This window comes from Bradyrhizobium sp. ORS 111 (genome assembly GCF_045571485.1).
Lineage (GTDB): Bacteria > Pseudomonadota > Alphaproteobacteria > Rhizobiales > Xanthobacteraceae > Bradyrhizobium.
In genome coordinates this window covers 7,692,120-7,710,939 of sequence record NZ_CP120701.1, presented here as the reverse complement: position 1 = coordinate 7,710,939, position 18,820 = coordinate 7,692,120, and the positions used below count along the sequence as shown (strand labels likewise).

General features: G+C 64.5%; 14 protein-coding genes. 4 read left to right on the top strand and 10 right to left on the bottom strand.

Annotated elements, in window-relative coordinates; translation table 11 throughout:
- Positions 1–60: 60 nt before the first annotated feature.
- Both P6U30_RS35630 and P6U30_RS35625 read right to left on the bottom strand, forming a co-directional pair.
- Positions 61–2,580, bottom strand: coding sequence for a glycogen/starch/alpha-glucan phosphorylase (locus tag P6U30_RS35630; RefSeq protein WP_407170623.1), 2,520 nt, complete (start codon positions 2,578–2,580; stop codon positions 61–63).
- Between the two features lie 656 nt (positions 2,581–3,236).
- Positions 3,237–3,527, bottom strand: coding sequence for a GIY-YIG nuclease family protein (locus P6U30_RS35625; RefSeq protein ID WP_407167326.1), 291 nt, complete (start codon positions 3,525–3,527; stop codon positions 3,237–3,239).
- Between the two features lie 181 nt (positions 3,528–3,708).
- Between P6U30_RS35625 and P6U30_RS35620 the strand changes: the two genes are divergently transcribed.
- Positions 3,709–4,140: a hypothetical protein gene (locus P6U30_RS35620; RefSeq protein WP_407149140.1), complete on the top strand. Its 432-nt coding sequence runs from the start codon at positions 3,709–3,711 to the stop codon at positions 4,138–4,140.
- A gap of 149 nt (positions 4,141–4,289) precedes the next feature.
- Here P6U30_RS35620 and P6U30_RS35615 read toward each other — a convergent pair whose 3' ends face one another.
- Both P6U30_RS35615 and pyrE read right to left on the bottom strand, forming a co-directional pair.
- Positions 4,290–5,087: a DUF2865 domain-containing protein gene (locus P6U30_RS35615; RefSeq protein ID WP_407167325.1), complete on the bottom strand. Its 798-nt coding sequence runs from the start codon at positions 5,085–5,087 to the stop codon at positions 4,290–4,292.
- A 203-nt stretch (positions 5,088–5,290) separates the two neighbouring features.
- The gene (pyrE, locus tag P6U30_RS35610; protein WP_407167324.1) at positions 5,291–5,854 is read right to left on the bottom strand and encodes an orotate phosphoribosyltransferase; all 564 of its coding nucleotides are present in this window, start codon (positions 5,852–5,854) and stop codon (positions 5,291–5,293) included.
- 188 nt (positions 5,855–6,042) lie between these two features.
- Here pyrE and P6U30_RS35605 point away from each other — a divergent pair, with 188 nt between their 5' ends.
- Positions 6,043–6,669, top strand: coding sequence for a glutathione S-transferase family protein (locus P6U30_RS35605; RefSeq protein ID WP_407167323.1), 627 nt, complete (start codon positions 6,043–6,045; stop codon positions 6,667–6,669).
- Positions 6,670–6,833: 164 nt separating this feature from the next.
- Here the strand turns inward: P6U30_RS35605 and P6U30_RS35600 are convergent, their stop codons facing one another.
- The 6 genes from P6U30_RS35600 to P6U30_RS35575 form a co-directional block, all read right to left on the bottom strand.
- Complete coding sequence (locus P6U30_RS35600; protein WP_407167322.1) at positions 6,834–7,469, bottom strand: LysE family translocator; 636 nt, start codon at positions 7,467–7,469, stop codon at positions 6,834–6,836.
- 539 nt (positions 7,470–8,008) lie between these two features.
- Positions 8,009–11,062: a DNA polymerase I gene (gene polA / locus P6U30_RS35595; RefSeq protein ID WP_407167321.1), complete on the bottom strand. Its 3,054-nt coding sequence runs from the start codon at positions 11,060–11,062 to the stop codon at positions 8,009–8,011.
- Positions 11,063–11,280: 218 nt separating this feature from the next.
- Positions 11,281–12,018: a response regulator gene (locus P6U30_RS35590; protein WP_407149132.1), complete on the bottom strand. Its 738-nt coding sequence runs from the start codon at positions 12,016–12,018 to the stop codon at positions 11,281–11,283.
- Positions 12,015–13,763: a DUF3369 domain-containing protein gene (locus P6U30_RS35585; RefSeq protein WP_407167320.1), complete on the bottom strand. Its 1,749-nt coding sequence runs from the start codon at positions 13,761–13,763 to the stop codon at positions 12,015–12,017. The genes P6U30_RS35590 and P6U30_RS35585 overlap by 4 nt, the downstream gene beginning before the upstream one ends.
- On the bottom strand, positions 13,733–15,667 hold the full coding sequence (locus P6U30_RS35580) for an ATP-binding protein (protein ID WP_407170622.1): 1,935 nt from the start codon (positions 15,665–15,667) through the stop codon (positions 13,733–13,735). Before P6U30_RS35580 ends, P6U30_RS35585 begins: the two co-directional genes overlap by 31 nt.
- 154 nt (positions 15,668–15,821) lie before the next feature.
- Positions 15,822–16,019, bottom strand: a complete 198-nt coding sequence (locus P6U30_RS35575) for a hypothetical protein (RefSeq protein ID WP_407167319.1) — start codon at positions 16,017–16,019, stop codon at positions 15,822–15,824.
- A gap of 181 nt (positions 16,020–16,200) precedes the next feature.
- Here P6U30_RS35575 and ugpB point away from each other — a divergent pair, with 181 nt between their 5' ends.
- Both ugpB and P6U30_RS35565 read left to right on the top strand, forming a co-directional pair.
- Entirely contained in the window at positions 16,201–17,553 is a 1,353-nt protein-coding gene (gene ugpB / locus P6U30_RS35570; RefSeq protein ID WP_407167318.1) for a sn-glycerol-3-phosphate ABC transporter substrate-binding protein UgpB, read from the top strand.
- A 122-nt stretch (positions 17,554–17,675) separates the two neighbouring features.
- Positions 17,676–18,623: a phosphotransferase gene (locus P6U30_RS35565; protein ID WP_407167317.1), complete on the top strand. Its 948-nt coding sequence runs from the start codon at positions 17,676–17,678 to the stop codon at positions 18,621–18,623.
- Positions 18,624–18,820: the final 197 nt, after the last annotated feature.

Below are 18,820 nucleotides of genomic sequence, written 5' to 3'. Positions count from 1 at the left end.
ACCCCGGCAGCGGTGCCGAATTCAATGACGTCGGACGTAATCGATTTCCGCGCCCCGGGATTACCCCTTGGCCTCGCGTCGCGTGCCGAGCAGTGGCGGCGCGGTCGGATGCACCGGCACGTGCCAGATATCCTCGGCATATTCGCGGATGGTGCGGTCGGAGGAGAACCACGCCATGCGCGCGACGTTGAGGATCGAGGCGCGCGTCCAGGCCGGGGTTACCTGCCAGCGCGCGTCGATGCCGCGCTGCGCATCGTAGTAGGAATCGAAATCGGCCGAGACCATGTAGTGGTCGAGAAAGCGCAGCGCATGACCGATCGAGGCGAAGCGGGCGGGATCGCCTGGCGAAAACGCGCCGCTCTCGATGGCGCGGATTGCGCGTTCCAGCCGCGGCGATTTGCGGATCACGTCGCTGGCATCCAGTCCCTGCTTGCGGCGAACCATGACGTCGCCGGCCTCCATGCCGAAGATCGCGATGTTCTCAGTCCCGACCCAGTCGCGGATTTCGATATTGGCGCCGTCGAGCGTGCCGATCGTCAGCGCGCCGTTCAGCGCGAGCTTCATATTGCCGGTGCCGGAGGCCTCCATTCCGGCGGTGGAGATTTGCTCGGAGAGATCGGCGGCCGGGATAATCACCTCGGCGAGGCTGACATTGTAGTCGGCGAGGAAGGCGACCTTCAGCTTGCCGCCGAGTGAAGCGTCGTTGTTGACGATCTCGGCGACATCGTTGATCAGCTTGATGATCAGCTTGGCGTAGCGGTAGCTCGCCGCCGCCTTGCCGGCGAAGATCTTCACGCGCGGCACCCAGTCGCGCTGCGGCTCGTCCTTCATCGCGTGGTAGAGCGCGATGGTCTCCAGGATATTGAGCAGTTGCCGCTTGTATTCGTGGATGCGCTTGATCTGCACGTCGAACAGCGCTGACGGATCGACCTTGACGCCGTTGCGTTCGCCGATTAGCCGCGCCAGCGCCAGCTTGTTGTGGTGCTTGACGTCGCGGAAGCGCCGCTGAAACTCGAGGTCGCTGCTGTGCTCCTCGATCCGTTCGAGCAGCGAGAAGTCGTCGAGCACGGCCTCACCGCACGTCTCGCGCAGCAGCGCCGTCAGACTCGGATTGGCGAGCATCAACCAGCGGCGGAAGGTGATGCCGTTGGTCTTGTTGGTGATGCGCTGGGGATAGAGATGGTGGAGATCGTGGAACACGGTCTCCTTCATCAGATCGGAATGCATCGCAGAGACGCCGTTGATGCGATGTGAGCCGACGAAGGCGAGCTGGCCCATCCGCACGCGGCGGCCGCTCTTCTCGTCGATCAGCGACACCGAGGCGCGATATTCGATGTCGCCGGGGCAGCGTTCCTCGGCCAGCGCGAGATGCTGCTGGTTGATCCGGTAGATGATCTCGAGATGCCGCGGCAGCAGCCGCTCGAACAATTCGACCGGCCAGGTTTCCAGCGCCTCCGGCAGCAGCGTGTGGTTGGTGTAGGACAGCGTGGCGACGGTGATCTTCCAGGCCTCGTCCCAGCGGAAATTGTGCAGGTCCACCAGGATCCGCATCAACTCCGCGACCGCGAGGCTCGGATGGGTGTCGTTGAGCTGCACGGCGGCCTTCTGCGCGAGGTTGCGCAAACCGCCATCGGATGCGAGATGCCGCTTCACGAGATCCTGCAGCGAGGCCGAGACGAAGAAATATTCCTGGCGCAGCCTGAGCTCACGCCCCGCCGCGCTTTCGTCGTTCGGATAGAGGAATTTGCAGATCGCCTCCGCACGCGCCTGCTCGGCGCTCGCGGACACGTAGTCGCCGGTATTGAAGACGTCGAGCTCGAGCGGATCCGGCGCATGCGCCGACCACAGGCGCAGCGCGTTGACGCGCTCGCCGCGCCAGCCGACGATCGGCGTGTCGTAGGCCATCGCCTCCACGGTTTCCGCCGGATGCCATATGGCGCGATCGCGGCCCTGCTCGTCGACATGCTCGACATGGCCGCCGAAATGAACGTTGTAGACCACCTCCGGCCGCTGGAATTCCCAGGGATTGCCGAAGCCGAGCCACTCGTCGGGATATTCCTGCTGCCAGCCCTGATTGATGATCTGGCGGAACAGGCCGAAATCGTAGCGGATGCCGTAGCCGATCGCCGGGATTGCGAGGGTGGCCATGCTCTCCATGAAGCACGCGGCGAGACGCCCGAGGCCGCCATTGCCGAGCGCCGCATCCGGCTCGCATTTGCGTAAGTCGGAGAGGTCGACGCCGAGATCGCCCAGCGCGGCCTCGAACAGCGGCAACAGCCCCATATTGTTCAGCGCGTCGGTGAACAGGCGGCCGATCAGAAACTCGAGCGAGAGATAATAGACGCGCTTGGCGCCGGCGTCGTAGCTCTGTTTTTCGGCGGTCAGCCAACGATGCACGATGCGGTCGCGCAGCGCCAGCGCGGCGGCCTTGTACCAATCGCGCCTGGTCGCCACGGTGGCGTCCTTGCCGATCGCAAGCCGAAGCTTGGCGAGAATCGCGCTCTTGATTTCGGCCAGTGCCAGCTCGTCGACCGGCTGATTCAGTGCCGGGTAGTTTGTTTGTTCCTGCAACGCGCCAATCCCTGCCTTTCAGACTTCTAGATCATGACGCATGGCACGCATCATGGTCTCAACTCTCTATTTGAGCGTGGCCGGCTCGCAAATCGGTTCCACCATTCGGGCCACACTTCGTCACAATGATACGCACGTTCTGCCGCAATCGAAACCATCGAGAGCCTGCCGTGCCGCGCTGCCGTGATTTTATGCAAGGACCGGGCCGACCTCGGAACCCTTCGAACCTGCCATCACCGCTGTTATCATCAGCTTCCAAGGCCGAGATCTTGCGACACCTTAGCGGAGGATGCGCGATGAGGCTATTGATCGAGATCGTGGCCGCAACCTTGCTCGTGATCTGCATCACTGCCACGAGCGCGGCCTACGCGACAGCTAAAAATCAGCCGCACTGCCGAGGGCCTGAGCTGCAGATTCAGCATCACCCCGCATGTCACGCCGCGCGGAGCGGGAACACCGTGGTGATACGGATTTCCAGGGCGTAACGAGTTCTCTACAAGAGGAGTTGCCGCGCGTGGGGCAGGCACATTTCATTCCGAAGCAATTTCTACGGCCGGGCCGCTGACATGTTCAGCGGCCCTTATTGCTTTTGTAGCTCCTTCGTGGGGTTGGCGTCCTTCACAACTCGTCGCCCCGGCGAAGGCCGGGGCCCATAACCACAGTTGTCAGAGAAGATGGGATAGATCGCTCCACTCTGGATTGTCCTGCTCAATCAGACGAATCTTCCAGTCGCGGCGCCATTCCTTAAGCGCTTTCTCCCGTGCGATCGCCTCCTGTGGTGAAGCGTAGATCTCTACGTAGACCAGTTGCGTGACGCCGTACTTCTTGACGAACTGCGAACCGCGCCCGGAGCGATGCAGCATGAGCCGATTTCGAAGATCGTTGCTGACGCCAATGTAAAGTGTCCCATGGCGGCGGCTTGCGAGAATATAAACGTAATAGGCTACGGGGTTCATCTCAGGGCCGATCGCGCAAATGTTCAGCAGCGGTGGTTATGGGCCCCGGCCTTCGCCGGGGCGACGCAATTAGTGAACTAGAACAAATTAAGAACACTTTAGCAAGTCTTTGATATATCATTGTGATTCGGCGCCCCTGCCGACACAATATCTATGGTCTGTCAGCTTTCGCGAGGACTACATGTCCACCATCGCCTTCGATCAGTTCGCCCTGACCCGCATCGCGGATTTCGCACGCTCGCTGTCGCGGCTGCATCAGGCCTCGCGGCGACAGTGGGTCGATGACGATCAGCTCGACCGCGAATTCAACGCGGTCTGCATGTCGATTTGGGGCTACACCACGGATGATTTCAGCGACGATCTGTTCTCGCTCGAGGATCACGCCTGGCTGGATTCGCTCGACGAGGCACATGCGCGCATCTTCGCCGCCGAGCAGGGCTACGATCTCGTCGACGATCAGGGGATGCTGACCGACTGGTGGGGCTATTGCTGGATGATCCTCGCCGAGAAGCGCGGCATCCTCAATCCGGAGAACCGCGCCGCGGCGCGTGCGGCGATCGAGGACAAGTATCTGGCCGCGCCGAATGTGATCGGCGTGATCGTGGCGCGCTGACCATGTATCGTGACGCGATTCCTGGCGATGCAAGGCATCGGACGGCGATGCGCACCCTTGCACCTGAGAGAACCCCAGGATTCCCCGACGCGCAGGTGCGCGTCTCAGGCCTGGTGCCACGCATCATCAGGGCGTGACGGCTTAGGCCGTCAGTTCACGTCCGCCCGCTTGCCGGGCTTCGGCGCCGTGGTCTTCGGCGCCGCCGAGGATGGGGCAGAGGGGGCGGCGTCGCGGCTCGTTTCCGGCGGTGGCGCGTCGCCGCCGACATCGCTGCCGACCGGCGCGACCTTCATTTCACCGAGTCGCGCGCGCACCGCGGCCGTCAGCCCGGGATAGGACGCGACCGGCGTGAAGTCGAACGCCTGGTCGTTGCCGACGCGGATGCCGGTGTAGGCGACGAGGCCGTCGCTGGTTGCGACCACATCGCCGGCACGCAGCGAGACGTCGAGCGTGAGGTCGACCGGCGCAAGGCCGGCCGGGTCGCGGCCATTGCAGGTGCAGTCGGCGCGCAGCGCTTTGCGATAGGCGTAGGCGTTCTCGCTGTCGGCGTAGCGCTCGCCGGTGGTCGACGCGGCACTGTCGATGTTGCTGCCGTAGTAAACCTTGGTCGGGCTCGCCGGACAGAATGACTGGCAGAGCTGCACCGGCGTGGCGTTGCCGCGCATGGTCAGCGGGAAGTATTTGCCGTCGCAGCTACGCACGCAGAACGCCGGTCCCGATCCCGCGACGCGCGGTGCCGACGTCGGCGCGGAGGGCGGCCGTTCCCCCTGCTGGTTGAGGCCGAACGGATCGGGGAAGAAATTGGGCTGCGGCGCGGCTTGGCGCGACGGCTGTCTTTGCCCGCCGCCGAAGAAGAAGTCGAGCAGGCCTTCGGCTGATGCTGGGACAGGCATGCTGATGGCGACGCCGGCCAGCGCGGCGGCGACAAGCATCAGGCGACGCTGCATGCGCCGATCGTTCAATCCTGTACGCAACGCTCGCTCCACCCGATCGAAAGCGCCGCGGCGATCGTTGCCTCGGCACGATTCACCCTAGTGTCGGATGGTAAACGAGCGATTGATTATGGTGAATCTAGGGAGGATCGAGCGCGCGCCCGGTTCCATTCGTCATGCCTGGGTGAAGCCCGGCCACGAGAGCATGCTGTGAGAGTTCAGCCCTTCAGAAACTCGCCCGCCGTGAACAGCGCGCGGAACGGCAGCCCGGCCTCCGCAAACGTTTCGGTCGCGCCTTCTTCGCGATCGACCATGGTGAAGACCAGCGCGATCTCGCCGCCGGCCTCGCGCACGGCCTCCACCGCCTTCAGCGCCGAGCCGCCGGTCGTGGTGACGTCCTCGACAATCACGATACGCTTGCCTTGAAGCGTCTCGCCCTTGGCGAGCCCTTCCACCGAGAGCCGCGCGCCGTGCTCCTTCGGCTTCTTGCGCACGAAGAACGCCGCGATCGGATGGCCCTTCAGCCAGGATAGTTGCGCGATGGCACCGGCGAGCGGCACCGCGCCCATCTCGAGGCCGCCGACGAAATCGAGCTTGTCGTCCTTCAGCGCCTCATAGGTGAGTTCGGCAAGCAGCGCCGCGCCCTCGGGGTCGAGCATCGTCGGCTTCAGGTTGAAATAGAAATCGCTCTTGCGGCCCGAGGCCAGCGTGATCTCGCCGCGGCCGAACGAGCGCTTGCGGATGATCTCGGCGAGGCGGGCGCGGGAGGCTGATTTCGACAAGGCTTTTTCCCTAAGGGTTCGAGGCGGGCGGCAATCTATCGGCGCTTTCCGGCACATTCCAGCGCTGAAATGACATCGTCAACAGCGCCCGCGCGGCGATTTTCGGCTGACACATGTGCGGAAAGCACGGGTTGTGCGGCCTTCCGGTTCCCCGTAAGCAGACGCCAAACGCTTGCGAGGAAACGACAATGACCATCGAACTCCACACCTGGAACACGCCGAACGGCCGCAAGATTTCGGTCGCGCTGGAGGAAATGGGCCTGCCCTACAAGGTGATCCCGGTGAACATCACCAAGGGCGAGCAGATGGCGCCCGCGTTCCTCGACATCAGCCCGAACAACAAGATCCCGGCGATCGTCGATCCAGATGGCCCCGGGGGAAAACGCGTCAGCATCTTCGAGTCCGGCGCGATCCTGCTCTATCTCGGCGAGAAGACCGGCAAGTTCCTGCCGAAATCGCTCGCCGAGCGGATTCCGGTCTATGAGTGGCTGATGTGGCAGATGGGCGGGTTCGGCCCGATGCCGGGCCAGGTGCACCATTTCATCGCGCTGGAGAACGAGCAGGACCGCGCCTACGGCCTGAAGCGCTACATGGCCGAGACGCGCCGGCTCTATGGCGTCCTGGATCGCCGGTTGGCTGGCCGCGAATTCGTCGCCGGCGACCTCTCGGTTGCCGATTTCGCAATCCTCGGCTGGGCCTGGCGCCACCCCCGCCACAAGGTGGATCTCGCCGACTTCCCCAACGTCAAGCGCTGGTACGACGCGCTGATGGCCCGCCCCGCGACGAAGCGGGGCATGGAAGCCAAGCTGGATTGAGGGGCTGAAGGTTCTTCCCTTCTCCCCTTGTGGGAGAAGGTGGCTCGCATCGACAGATGCGAGCCGGATGAGGGGTTTGTATCCGCGGATAGAGACCCCTCACCCGGCTTCATCTCGCTCCGCTCGATTTCGCCACCCTTTCCCACAAGGGGAGAGGGTACTTGCTAGGCGCGTCGCGCCTCGAGCGCCATCTTCACCGCAAGCCCCGTCAGCACCGTGCCCATCAGCCAGCGCTGCACCAACAGCCAGGTCGGGCGGGTGCCGAGGAACAGCGCGATCGAGCCCGCGGCAAGCGCGATCATCGCGTTGACGCTGACGCTGATCGCGATCTGGATCGAGCCAAGCGCAAGCGACTGCGTCAGCACGCTGCCGCCGGCGGGGTCGATGAACTGCGGCAGCAACGCGAGATAGAGCATCGCGATCTTCGGGTTGAGCAGATTGGTGACGAAGCCCATCGCGAACAGCTTGCGCGGGCCGTCGATCTTCAGCGTCTTGACCTGGAAGGGCGAGCGGCCGCCGGGTCTCACGGCCTGCCAGGCCAGCCACAGCAGATAGGCCGCGCCGGCGAGGCGCAGCGCGTCATAGGCGTAGGGGATCGCGAACAACAGCGCGGTGATGCCGAAGGCCGCGCACAGCATGTAGAACACGAAGCCGAGCGCCACGCCGCCGAGCGAGACGATGCCGGCCGCGGGCCCTTGCGTGATCGAGCGCGAGATCAGATAGATCATGTTCGGCCCCGGTGTCAGCACCATGCCAAGGCAGATCAGCGCAAAGCCGAGCAGAGCGGATGTGTGGGGCATGACTGGTCTCGCGAGGGATGCACGCACTTCTAGCGTGCCGTCAGTTGCGCGGCCATCCTGGAATTGCTCTCGGAGCAATGTAGCGGAGACGCCCTCACCCGGATGGCATCTGTGATGCGATCCGACCTCTCCCCAAGCGGTAGGGCAATTGCGTTTGGGAGAAAAGCGCCCTGCGGCCACTCTTCGAGACGCCCGCCTTTGGCGGGCTCCTCAGAGGCTGTGAATCTATGTAGCCCCGTCATTGCGAGGAGCGAAAGCGACGAAGCAATCCATGCTTCCGCGGACGTTGTGCGATGGATTGCTTCGCTTCGCTCGCAATCACGGGGCTGGAGCGATGTGCACTGGCCCAAATCGCTGCGCAAGACGCATACATTCACGGCCTGTCAGGATGAGGTCTTGTTTTGCGGCACAATAGTAGACCTCATGGTGAGGAGCGCCGCTTGCGGCGCGTCTCGAACCACGAGGCCGAGTACGTGCGCAGCCGCCCAAGGCGGCATATGCGATAGCCCTGCCCCAAGCGGGGAGGGGTGAGGCAAGCACTAATGCGCCTCGTCCCAGTTGGTCGCCGCGCGCGCATCGACCTGCAATGGCAGCGACAGGATCACCGCCGGGAACGGCGCGTCCTGCATCACCTTCTGCACCACAGGCAGCGTGGCCGCGACCTCATCATCGGGCACCTCGAAAATCAATTCGTCATGCACCTGGAGCAGCATCTGCGCCGACAGCTTCTTCTCTGCGAGCGCGTCCTCGATCCGGATCATGGCGCGGCGGATGATATCGGCCGCGGTGCCTTGCAGGCGGGCATTGATCGCGGCGCGTTCGTTGAAGGCGCGCACCGAGGCGTTGGAGGCCTTGATGTCTGGGTAGTGCATTTTGCGGCCGAACAGCGTGGTGACGTAGCCGTTCCTGCGGCAGGAATCCTTGGTCTCGTCCATGTAGGCACGGATGCCCGGGAAGCGCTCGAAATACTTCTTGATGTAGGCGGAGGCTTCCTCGCGGGCGATGCCGAGCTGGTTGGCGAGGCCAAACGCGGAGATGCCGTAGATGATGCCGAAATTGATCGCCTTGGCACGGCGGCGCACCTCGCTCGGCATGTCCTTGATCGGCACGCCGAACATTTCGGATGCGGTCATCGCGTGAATGTCGAGGCCGTCGCGGAAGGCCTGGCGCAGCACCGGCACGTCGGCGATCTCGGCGAGCAGCCGCAATTCAATCTGCGAATAGTCCGCCGACACCAGCTTGTGGCCGGGAGTGGCGATGAAGGCACGCCGGATCTTGCGGCCGTCCTCGGTGCGAACCGGGATGTTCTGCAAGTTCGGCTCGTTCGACGACAGCCGGCCCGTCGTCGTCGCGGCCAGCGCGTAGGTCGTGTGCACGCGGTGGGTCTGCGGGTTGACATAGGTCGGCAGCGCGTCGGTGTAGGTCGATTTCAGCTTCGAGACCTGGCGCCACTCCAGAATCTTCCTCGGGAATTCGTGGCCCTGCTCGGCGAGCTCGTCGAGCACCTGCGCGGTGGTCGACCAGGCGCCGGTCTTGGTCTTGCTGCCGCCGGGCAATCCCATCCTGCCGAAGATGATGTCGCCGATCTGCTTCGGGCTGCCGACATTGATCGGCTCGCCCGCGATCTCCTGAATCTCGGCCTCGACGCGGGCGGCGGTCTGGGCGAAGTCGCCCGACAGCCGCGACAGCACCTGGCGGTCGATCGAGATGCCGCGGCGCTCCATCCGCGCCAGCACCGCCACCAGCGGCCGCTCCAGCGTTTCGTAAACCGTCAGCATCCGCTCGGCGATCAGGCGTGGCTTCAGCACCCGCCACAGGCGCAGGGTCACGTCGGCGCTTTCGGCCGAATACTCCGCCGCCTTGTCGATCGCGATCTGATCGAAGGTCAGCTTGCCCTTGCCGCTGCCGACCAGCCCGCCGTAGTTGACGACGGCATGGCCGAACCAGCGCTCGGCCAGCGACTCCAGCGCATGCGAGCCGCGGCCCGCATCGAGGGCGTAGGACATCAACTGCGCATCATCATAGTTGCGCAGCGTGATGCCGTGCTGCGCCAGCAGCACCGCGGCGAACTTGACGTTGAATCCGACCTTCTGGATGCCGGCCGATTCCAGCAGCGGCTTCAGCGCGTCCAGCGCCTCGGCGGCCTTGAGCTGGCCGGGCGCAAGCCCGGCGTCGAACAGGCCGGCGCCGCCGCCGGGCTGCTTGTGGCCGAGCGGCACATAGCAGGCCTCGTTGGGCGCCCGCGCCAACGCCAGTCCGGAAAGCTCGGCCTGCATCGGGTCGATCGATTCCGACATCGCTTCGATCGCGAAGTGGCCGGTGTCGTGCACGCGCGCGAGGAATGCCTGCAACTGGTCGAGACTGCCGATCGCCCGATAGGCCTTGCGATCGAAACCGATCTTGCGGATCGCCTCGCCGCGGGTTTCGGCGAGCGCAGCCGGCGTGCCCTTCAGGCTGGAAGCCTTGTCGTCCCGGGCCCCGGTCGGCTTGGCGCGCGGTTTCGCCGTCGCGGTCGCGACCCCGCCAGCTTCCTGGCCCGATCCGGGCGCCGGCTTCACATCCGAAGGCGGCAGCGGCGAGAACACGCTCGCGCCGCTCTTGTTGCCGGGATCGGCCTCGACGTCGGCCGGGTCGATCTGCGAATACTCGGCGACGCGGCGGGTGAGGGTGGAGAACTCCATCGCCTTGAGGAAGGCGATCAGCTTGCGCGCGTCGGGCTCGTGCACCGCAAGGTCGTCCAGCGGCACTTCGAGATCGACCTTGTCGTCGAGCAGCACGAGCTGGCGCGAGATCCGCGCCTTCTCGGCATTCTCGAGCAGCGCCTCGCGCCGCTTCGGCTGCTTGATCTCGGTGGCGCGAAACAGCAACTGGTCGAGGTCGCCATATTCGATGATGAGCTGCGCCGCGGTCTTGACGCCAATGCCGGGGACACCGGGCACGTTGTCGGTGGAGTCGCCGGCCAGCGCCTGCACCTCGACCACCTTCTCCGGCGGCACGCCGAACTTCTCGATCACCTCGTCGCGGCCGACGCGGCGGTCCTTCATGGTGTCGTACATCACGACCTTGTCGGTGACGAGCTGCATCAGGTCCTTGTCGGACGACACGATCGTCGTGGTCGCGCCGCGCTCGGTGGCCTGCCGCGCATAGGTCGCGATCAAATCGTCGGCCTCGAAGCCGATCTGCTCGAGACAGGGCAGCTCGAAGGCGCGCACCGCCTCGCGGATCAGCGCGAATTGCGGGATCAGGTCGTCGGGTGCCGGCGGCCGGTGCGCCTTGTAGTCGGGATAGAGCTTGTTGCGGAAGGTGATCTCGGACTTGTCGAACACGATCGCCAGGTGGGTCGGCCGGTTGTCCTCGGGCATGTCGCGCAGCAGCTTCCACAGCATGTTGCAGAAGCCGAGCACGGCGTTGACTTGCAACCCGTCGGATTTGCGGTTCAGCGGCGGCAGCGCGTGATAGGCGCGGAAGATGTAGGACGAGCCGTCGACCAGGAAGACGTGATCGCCCTTCGCCGTGGCCTTGGCGGCGACGGGTTTGGCGGCGGCGGTCTTGGAAGCGGGCTTGGCGGAAGTTTTGGAGGCTGTTTTCGGCATGGCCGAAATCTAGGGATTTTTGCGCAAATTGACAGCCTTAGCTGTGTGGATTCTGGGTGTGCCGCATAATGATAATGATTCTGTCGTCCCGGCGAAGGCCGGGACCCATACTCCGCGGCGGTCGCAAGTGGCACGCGGCGCGAGGATCTTCTGCCAACCGTCTGTCGTGGTTATGGGTCCCGGCCTGCGCCGGGACGACGCAAGACTACTAACGACGCTTACGCCTTGTCGCCGGTCGGCGAGAACAGATAGCCGCCGCCCCGAATGGTTCGGATCACCGAGGGCTTGGTCGGATCGAATTCGATCTTGCGCCGGATCCGCATGATGCGGAGGTCGACGGCGCGGTCGAAGGCCTCGGCATCGCGCGCATTGGCGAGTTCCAACAGCCGCTCGCGCGACAGCACGCGCTTGGGGTTGGCCGCGAACACCTTCAGCAGGCCGAATTCGGACGCGGTCAGCGGATGCTCATTGCCCTCGTCGTCGCGCAGCGCCTGGGCCTCGAGATCGAGCCATTTGGTGCCGAACCGCACCAATTGCTCCTTTTCCGCCTTCGCGCTCGCCGGTTCCGGCGCCGCCGCCTTCGCCGGGCCGCTCCGGCGCAGCACCGAACGGATGCGCGCCATCAGCTCGCGCAATTCGCAGGGCTTGGCGACATAGTCGTCGGCGCCGAGCTCGAGCCCGACCACACGGTCGATCGGGCTGGCAGTAGCCGTCAGCATGATGACGGGGACGTTGATGCGGCTCTTGAGGTCGCGGACGATCGACAGCCCGTCTTCCTCGGGCATGTTGAGATCCAGCACGACGAGATCGGGCGTGGCGGTCTCGATCTCCTTGCGCAGGCTCTTGCCACCATCGCACAATGTCACGCCAAAGCCGTGCATCTTGAGATAATCGCCGACCATTTCGCGGGCCGGCGCCTCGTCGTCGACGATGAAGATATGCGGTGTCTGGCTCATGATGCCTCTGTCGCGGGCAATGTAACCGTAAAGGTCGACCCCTGTCCGGGGCCCGGGCTCTGCGCGGTCACATGGCCGCCATGCATGTCGATGATGCGCTTGACGATCGAAAGCCCGAGGCCGGTTGAACTCTCGCCCGCGGTGGGCTTGGCCGAGAGCCGCTGGAACCGGCCGAACAGCCGCCCGAGGTCCTCAGGGCTGAGGCCGGGGCCCTGGTCGGCGATGCGGATCACGGTGCTGTCGGCCTCGTGGCTGACGGCGACCGTGATCTTGCCGCCGATCGGCGAATATTTGATGGCGTTGCTGACGAGGTTGTCGATCGCCTCGCGGATCCGGTCGGCGTCGCACATGGTGACGAATTGCTGCGGCCCCGAGACCGAGATACTCTGCTGCTTGTTGATCGCCGAGGGCAGGTTCGCCTCGGTCACCTCGTTGACAAGGGCTGCGACGTCGACCGGCTCGCGGCGGATGGTGATGTCGAAGGCGTCCGCCATCGCATCCGAGATCAGATGGTCGACCATCGAAGTCAGCCGCTTGGTGGCGTCCCTGATATGCTCGACCTGGGCGGTGACGTTTTCCTTGGGCGAGCCGGCGCCGATCAATTCGGTCAGCATCTCGGTGCGGCCGAGGATCACGCCGAGCGGATTCTTCAGGTCGTGGGCCACGGTGCCGAGGATTTCGTTCTTGAAGCCATTGGCACGCTGCAGCCGCAGCCACTGCGCCGACAGCCGCCGGTTGGCCTGCATCAGCGCGCGGGTGCGCTGCGCGACGCGGTCTTCGAGCTGGGTGTTGGCCTCGTGGAGCTGCTGATAGAGGATCACATTGTCGAATGCGATCGACAGCCGGCTCGAGAAGATTTCGACCAGCGCGCGGTCGGTGTCGGAGAGCTGGCGCTCCGCCTGCAACAGCACCACGACCTCGCGGCCGCTGCCGGTGCGTGAATAGAGCACGCTGCGATGGTCGGCGAATTCATTCTTGCGGCGCTGGAAGGCGGCTTCCACCATCTCGCGCAGATCTTGGTCGAGCGCCTTCGAGGAGGTGGTGCCGATGAAGCGGCTGTAGCAGCCGGAGCAGGCCAGCACCGAGAAATCGTCGGCCGCGGCATTGCCGTTGTCGCGGAGCACCAGAATGCCGGCACAGTCGACATTGAGCAGCGATGCGAGCTGGGTCAGCACGCCTTCGGCCAGCCGCTGCATCGACTTGAAATCATACAGCGTCGAGGCAGCGTCGATGATGATCTCGAGTCCGCGCCGCGTCTGCACCATGCGCTCGAGCTGCTGATAGCTGCGCAGCGCCGCGGTCAGCGAGGTGAACAGCTTGTCGGCGGTGAGCTCGGTCTTCGCCTTGTAGTCGTTGATGTCGTACTGCACGATGACGCGCCGTTCCGGTGCCTGTCCGGGCTGGCCGGTGCGCAGGATGATGCGGACGGTCTCGTTCTTGATCTCGTTGCGGATGTATTCGACGAGCTCGAGGCCGGCGACGTCGGTCTCCATGATGACGTCGAGCAGCACGGCGGCGATGTCGGGGTTATCGCGCATCAGCGTGCGACCTTCGGCCGCGGAATAGGCCGAGAGGATTTCCAGCGTCGCGCCGTTCAGATTGTAGTCGCTCAGTGCGAAACGGGTGCCCTCATGCACCGCGTGATCGTCGTCGATAACGGCGATCTTCCATTTGCGGGCCGGCGAATCCTCCGGGGGACTCTCGGTATCGTCGATCAGGTGGAGGACATCGTCCTGTTCGGCCATTGACTGGTTCCGTCGGCTGCTGCGTCAGTGATGGTGGGCTCGCCCCTGGCGATCCTCGGCATGATAATGCGAAAAGTGGTGCCTTGTCCCAGTCTTGACTCCAGCATCATGCGTCCGCCGAGCTGCTGGGTGACCAGGTTGTAGACGATGTGCAGGCCGAGACCCGTGCCGCCCTCGTTGCGCCGCGTCGTGAAGAACGGGTCGAACGCCTGCCGCTGCACATCCGGGGTCATGCCGGCTCCGTCGTCGGCGAAGATGATCTCGATATCGTCGGCACCGCGTGCCCGCGCCGAGATCGTGATCGTGCCGGAGCGGCCATCCGCGAAGGCATGATTGACGGCGTTGAGGAAAAGATTGGTTAAGATTTGCCCATAGGCGCCGGGATAGCCGTCGATCAAGAGGCCCTCGGGCACATCGACCACCAGCGTGACGGCGGCTTTCTTCAGCACCGGGCGCAGGCTCGCGACGATCTGGTCGGTCGATTCACTCAAGTTGAATTGGCGTCGCTCGGCGTGCGACCGGTCGACGGCGACCTGCTTGAAGGACTGAATCAGCTCGCCGGCGCGCTGCAGATTGGCCACGAGTTGTTGCGATGCGTCGCGCGAGGTGCGGACGAATTCGTCGAGCTTCGAGCGCCGCAGTGGCCCGCTCTTGAGCTCGCCCTCGAACATTTCGGCACGACGGGCGAAGCTCGAGGCAACCGTGAGGCTGATGCCGATCGGATTGTTGACCTCGTGCGCGACGCCGGCGACGAGGCCGCCGAGCGCCGCAAGGCGCTCGGCATCGATCAGATTTTGCTGCGCGGTGTTGAGCTCGAGCAGCGCGGATTCGGCCTTTTCCTTTGCGGTGCGCAACTCGTCCTCGGTCTTGCGCTTGGCGATTGCGTTCTCGCGGAACACCTCGACGGCGCGGGCCATCGCGCCGACTTCGTCCCTGGCCGATGCGCCTTGCACCGGCCGGTCGAGATCGCCCGAGGTGATGGCGCGCATCGCCGCCATGATCTGCGCCAGCGGCAGCCGGATCGACAGCGCGATCATCACGCCGGCAGACATGATGACGCCAAGAAAGATCACCGCGATCGACAGCACCCGGCGCGAGATGGAAGAGAGCGTCCTGTCAAAAGTCTCCTGCGCCTTCTGCTCGCGCTGGCGCATCTTGGTCGAGAGGTCGTCGATCGCGCCGATCGCGTCGGCCTGGCTGGCATCGACCGTGTTGCGCAACAGATCGGTGCGGTTGGCGAGCTGCTCGCTCAGCTTGGCGAGGCCGTCGCGGAGCTCTGCCGTCTTGACCTTGAGCCGCGTCAGCGCCATGCGCTGCAGGTCGTTCTCGGCAAGATTGGTCATGATCGGGATGGTCTTCTCGATCGTGTCGGTGTTGCGGCGGGCCTCTTCGGCGGATTCCGGGGCGAGCGACAGATAGTAGGTGTTGGCGGCGACCAGCAGCGAGGTAAACGCCTCGCGCGACTTGCCGAGCGAAGGCCAGATCAGCGCGTCGCGATGGCCCGTCGCACCCTCGATGATCGAATAGAGCCCCGCCATGTCCTTGGTCGGCGCCAGCACCTGCTCGTTATAGGTCTTGGAGATCTTCGCCTGCACCGCGCGCAATTCCCCGAAACCGTCCAGGAAGCGGCTGGTGACGCGTTCAAGCTCCTCGACCGAGCCCGACAGCATCGGGTCGGTCGAGGCGCGGGTCGTCAGCGTGCCGAGCACGGCCTCGCGCAGCAACAGGATCTCCGCGAACAGGTCTGGGCTCGGCTGATTGATGTAGCGATGGATCAGGTTTTGCAGGCGGCTGGTTTCGCTCTCGAGATTGGCCAGGATCCGGTCGGACTTCCGCACCTGACGGACATCCTCCCAGGCCGAGCCGAGCACCTTGGAGCCATTCCAGATCAGCACTGCGAGCACGACCACGACAGCGGAATTGAGCAGCGCGATCGAGAGAATGCGCCAACGAATCGGGACCGATCGCAGCAACTGGACAATGCGAAAACGGCCCTGCGGTCCGAAGCCCCGCAGCGGTCTTGCATTCCGGTCTTGTTGCGGCGCCGCCAAGTTTCGGTCACTCCACCTTGCGTTCGACCAGTGCGGCTGCCGTAGGATCGCGCTCGGCATCGGCTTGGACGCTGGCCATCGCAGCCCCGAGCGGCGTTCGGTCGGAATCGATCCTGACGCCGGAATCCTCCGCCTGGTTGCGGAATTCGCGCGCAAGCGCGTGCGCCGAAGCCGTCGTTAACGACAGCGCGGCAACGAGCGTCATGGTCCGCGAAAGGCAGGCGCGGCAGTACACAGGCAACAATTCCCCTTGTGATCTGTGTCCAGGGCGGGAAGAAAAGGTTCAACACATTTTTAGCAGAAGGCCGGCGGTTCGCCCATTGGCCAAATCGTTAATTCCGCGCCGCAACCAACCGTGTCGATTGAAACTGCCGACATTGCGGCTTATGACGGCACATCGCCACCGGGAACGGATCGCCGTGAAGTTCGCCAGGAAAGTCCTGCAGCTCGTCGCAGCGGTCCTTCTGCTTGTGTCACCTGCGCAAGCTTCGACCGAGATCATGTGGTGGCACGCGATGTCGGGCGAGCTCGGCAAGCAGGTCGAGAAGCTCGCCGCCGCCTTCAATGCCTCGCAATCCGATTACCGGATCGTGCCGGCCTACAAGGGCAATTATACCGAGACCGTCACTGCGGCGATCTTTGCATTCCGCTCGCGCAGCCAGCCGGCGATCGTTCAGGTCAACGAGATCGCCACCGCTACCATGATGGCGGCGCGCGGCGCCATTTATCCGGTGTTCGAGCTGATGCGCGATCAGTCGGAGGCGTTTACGCCGTCGGCCTATCTGCCGGCGGTCGCCGGCTATTACGCCGATGTCGACGGCAACATGCTGTCGTTTCCGTTCAATGCCTCGACCCCGATCCTCTACTACAACAAGGACATGTTCCGCTCGGCCGGGCTCGATCCGGACCTGGCGCCGAAGACCTGGCCCGAGGTGGGCGTGGCGGCGAAGCGGTTGCGCGCGGCAGGCATGATGTGCGGCGTCACGACGTCGTGGCCGTCCTGGATCAACATCGAGAACTTTTCCGCCTTCCACAACCTGCCGATCGCGACCCGGGCCAATGGGTTCGGCGGGCTCGACGCGCAACTGATCTTCAACAATCCGATCGTGGTGCGTCACATCGCGCAGCTCGCGGAGTGGCAGACGACGAAGGTCTTCGACTATAGCGGCCGCGGGCAGGCGGCGGAGCCGCGCTTCCAGAAGGGCGAATGCGGCATCTTCATCGGCTCGTCGGGCACGCGCGCCGACATCAAGGCCAATTCGAAGTTCGAGATCGGCTACGGCATGATGCCGTATTATCCCGATGTGCAGGGCGCGCCGCAGAACTCGATCATCGGCGGCGCCACGCTATGGGTGCTGCGCGACCGTCCGCCCGCCGAATATGCCGGGGTGGCGAAGTTCTTCGCCTATCTGTCGCGGCCCGAGGTGCAGGCCGCCTGGCACCAGAACACCGGCTACCTGCCGATCACCCGCGCCGCGTTCGATCTCACCCGCACGCAGGGCTTCTACGACCGCAATCCCGGCACCTCCATCTCAATCGAGCAAGTCACGTTGAAGGAGCCGACCGACAATTCGAAGGGCATCCGGCTCGGCTCGTTCGTCCTGATCCGTGACGTGATCGAGGAGGAGCTCGAGCAGGTCTTTGCCGGCAAGCGAACCGCGCAGGCCGCGATGGACAACGCTGTCGAGCGCGGCAACCGTCTGCTGCGCCAGTTCGAGCGCGCCAATCCGGACCAGTGAGCCATGTAGCCCGGATGGAGCGCAGCGCAATCCGGGATTCTGCGTTGCCCCGAAAAAGCGCCCCCGGATTACGCTTCGCTCCATCCGGGCTACGAAGTCTCTCCTCGCACTAATCTCCGAGAATGTCTCTGCCACTCCTCACCGATTACGACACCTACCGTGCCTGGCGTAGCGACACCTCGCGCTGGCTGCCGGTTGCACGCGACATCGCCGATGGCCACGGGCTGCCGTGCGATGCGCCGCATGTGTTCGCAACCGGCACCAATCTCGTCGTCGGGCTTGGCGGCGATCTGATCCTCAAGATCTTCCCGCCGTTCCTGCGCTCGCAGTTCGTCTCCGAGCACGCCGCACTGACGTTGCTGCGCGGCAGGCTCGCGATTCCTACACCCGAGATCGTAGCCGTCGGCGAGCGTGACGACTGGCCCTATCTCGTCATCACCCGTCTCACCGGCGTCGTGGGCTCGGAGGTGTGGCGGTCGTTGCCAGAGGTGCAGAAGGAGCGGGTGCTCGCCGAGATCGGCGCCGTGATTGCCGAGGTGCAGCGTGTGCCGCCGGGCGCGCTGTCGGCAATCGAGCCGCGCTGGGATGTGTATATGCGCCAGCAGATCGCGCAGTGCAGGGCCCGCCACGGGCGGCTCGGACTGCCGCAGAAATTCCTCGCCGGGCTCGACGATCTCCTGCGCGACGCGGCTGCGCTGATCCCGATGGATGCGCCGCCGGTGATTCTGGTCGGCGAGTACATTCCGGAGAATTTCCTGCTGGCGCAGGGCGGCGACGGCTGGCACGTCGCCGGGCTGTTCGACTTCGGCGACGTGCAGACCGGGTGGGGCGAATACGACCTGCTCGGCCCGAGCGCATTCATGGCGGCGGGCCATCCGCGCCGGGTGCGCAGCCTGTTTGACGGCTTCGGCATCGCGCGCCAGGACGTAACATTCGCGCTGAAGCGGCGGCTGATGGCCCTGATGCTGCTGCACCGCGCATCCGATCCGCTCAGGCATATCTGCATCGAAAGCTGGCCGGACAGGGCCAGCGACCTCGTGCAGCTACAGGAGCTGATCTGGCCTGGCTAAAGCGTAATGAGATTAGGTTGAGCTGGAGCGACGGCGGTGCTTCACCTCTCCCTTGGGAGAGGTCGGCGCGCAGCGCCGGGTGAGGGATCACGGTATCTCGTTAGCGCTGCGGCCCCTCACCCGATTTGCTTCCGCAAATCGACCTCTCCCCGTTGGGGAGAGGTGAACGAACGCGTAGCTAAGCCGACTCGATCGAA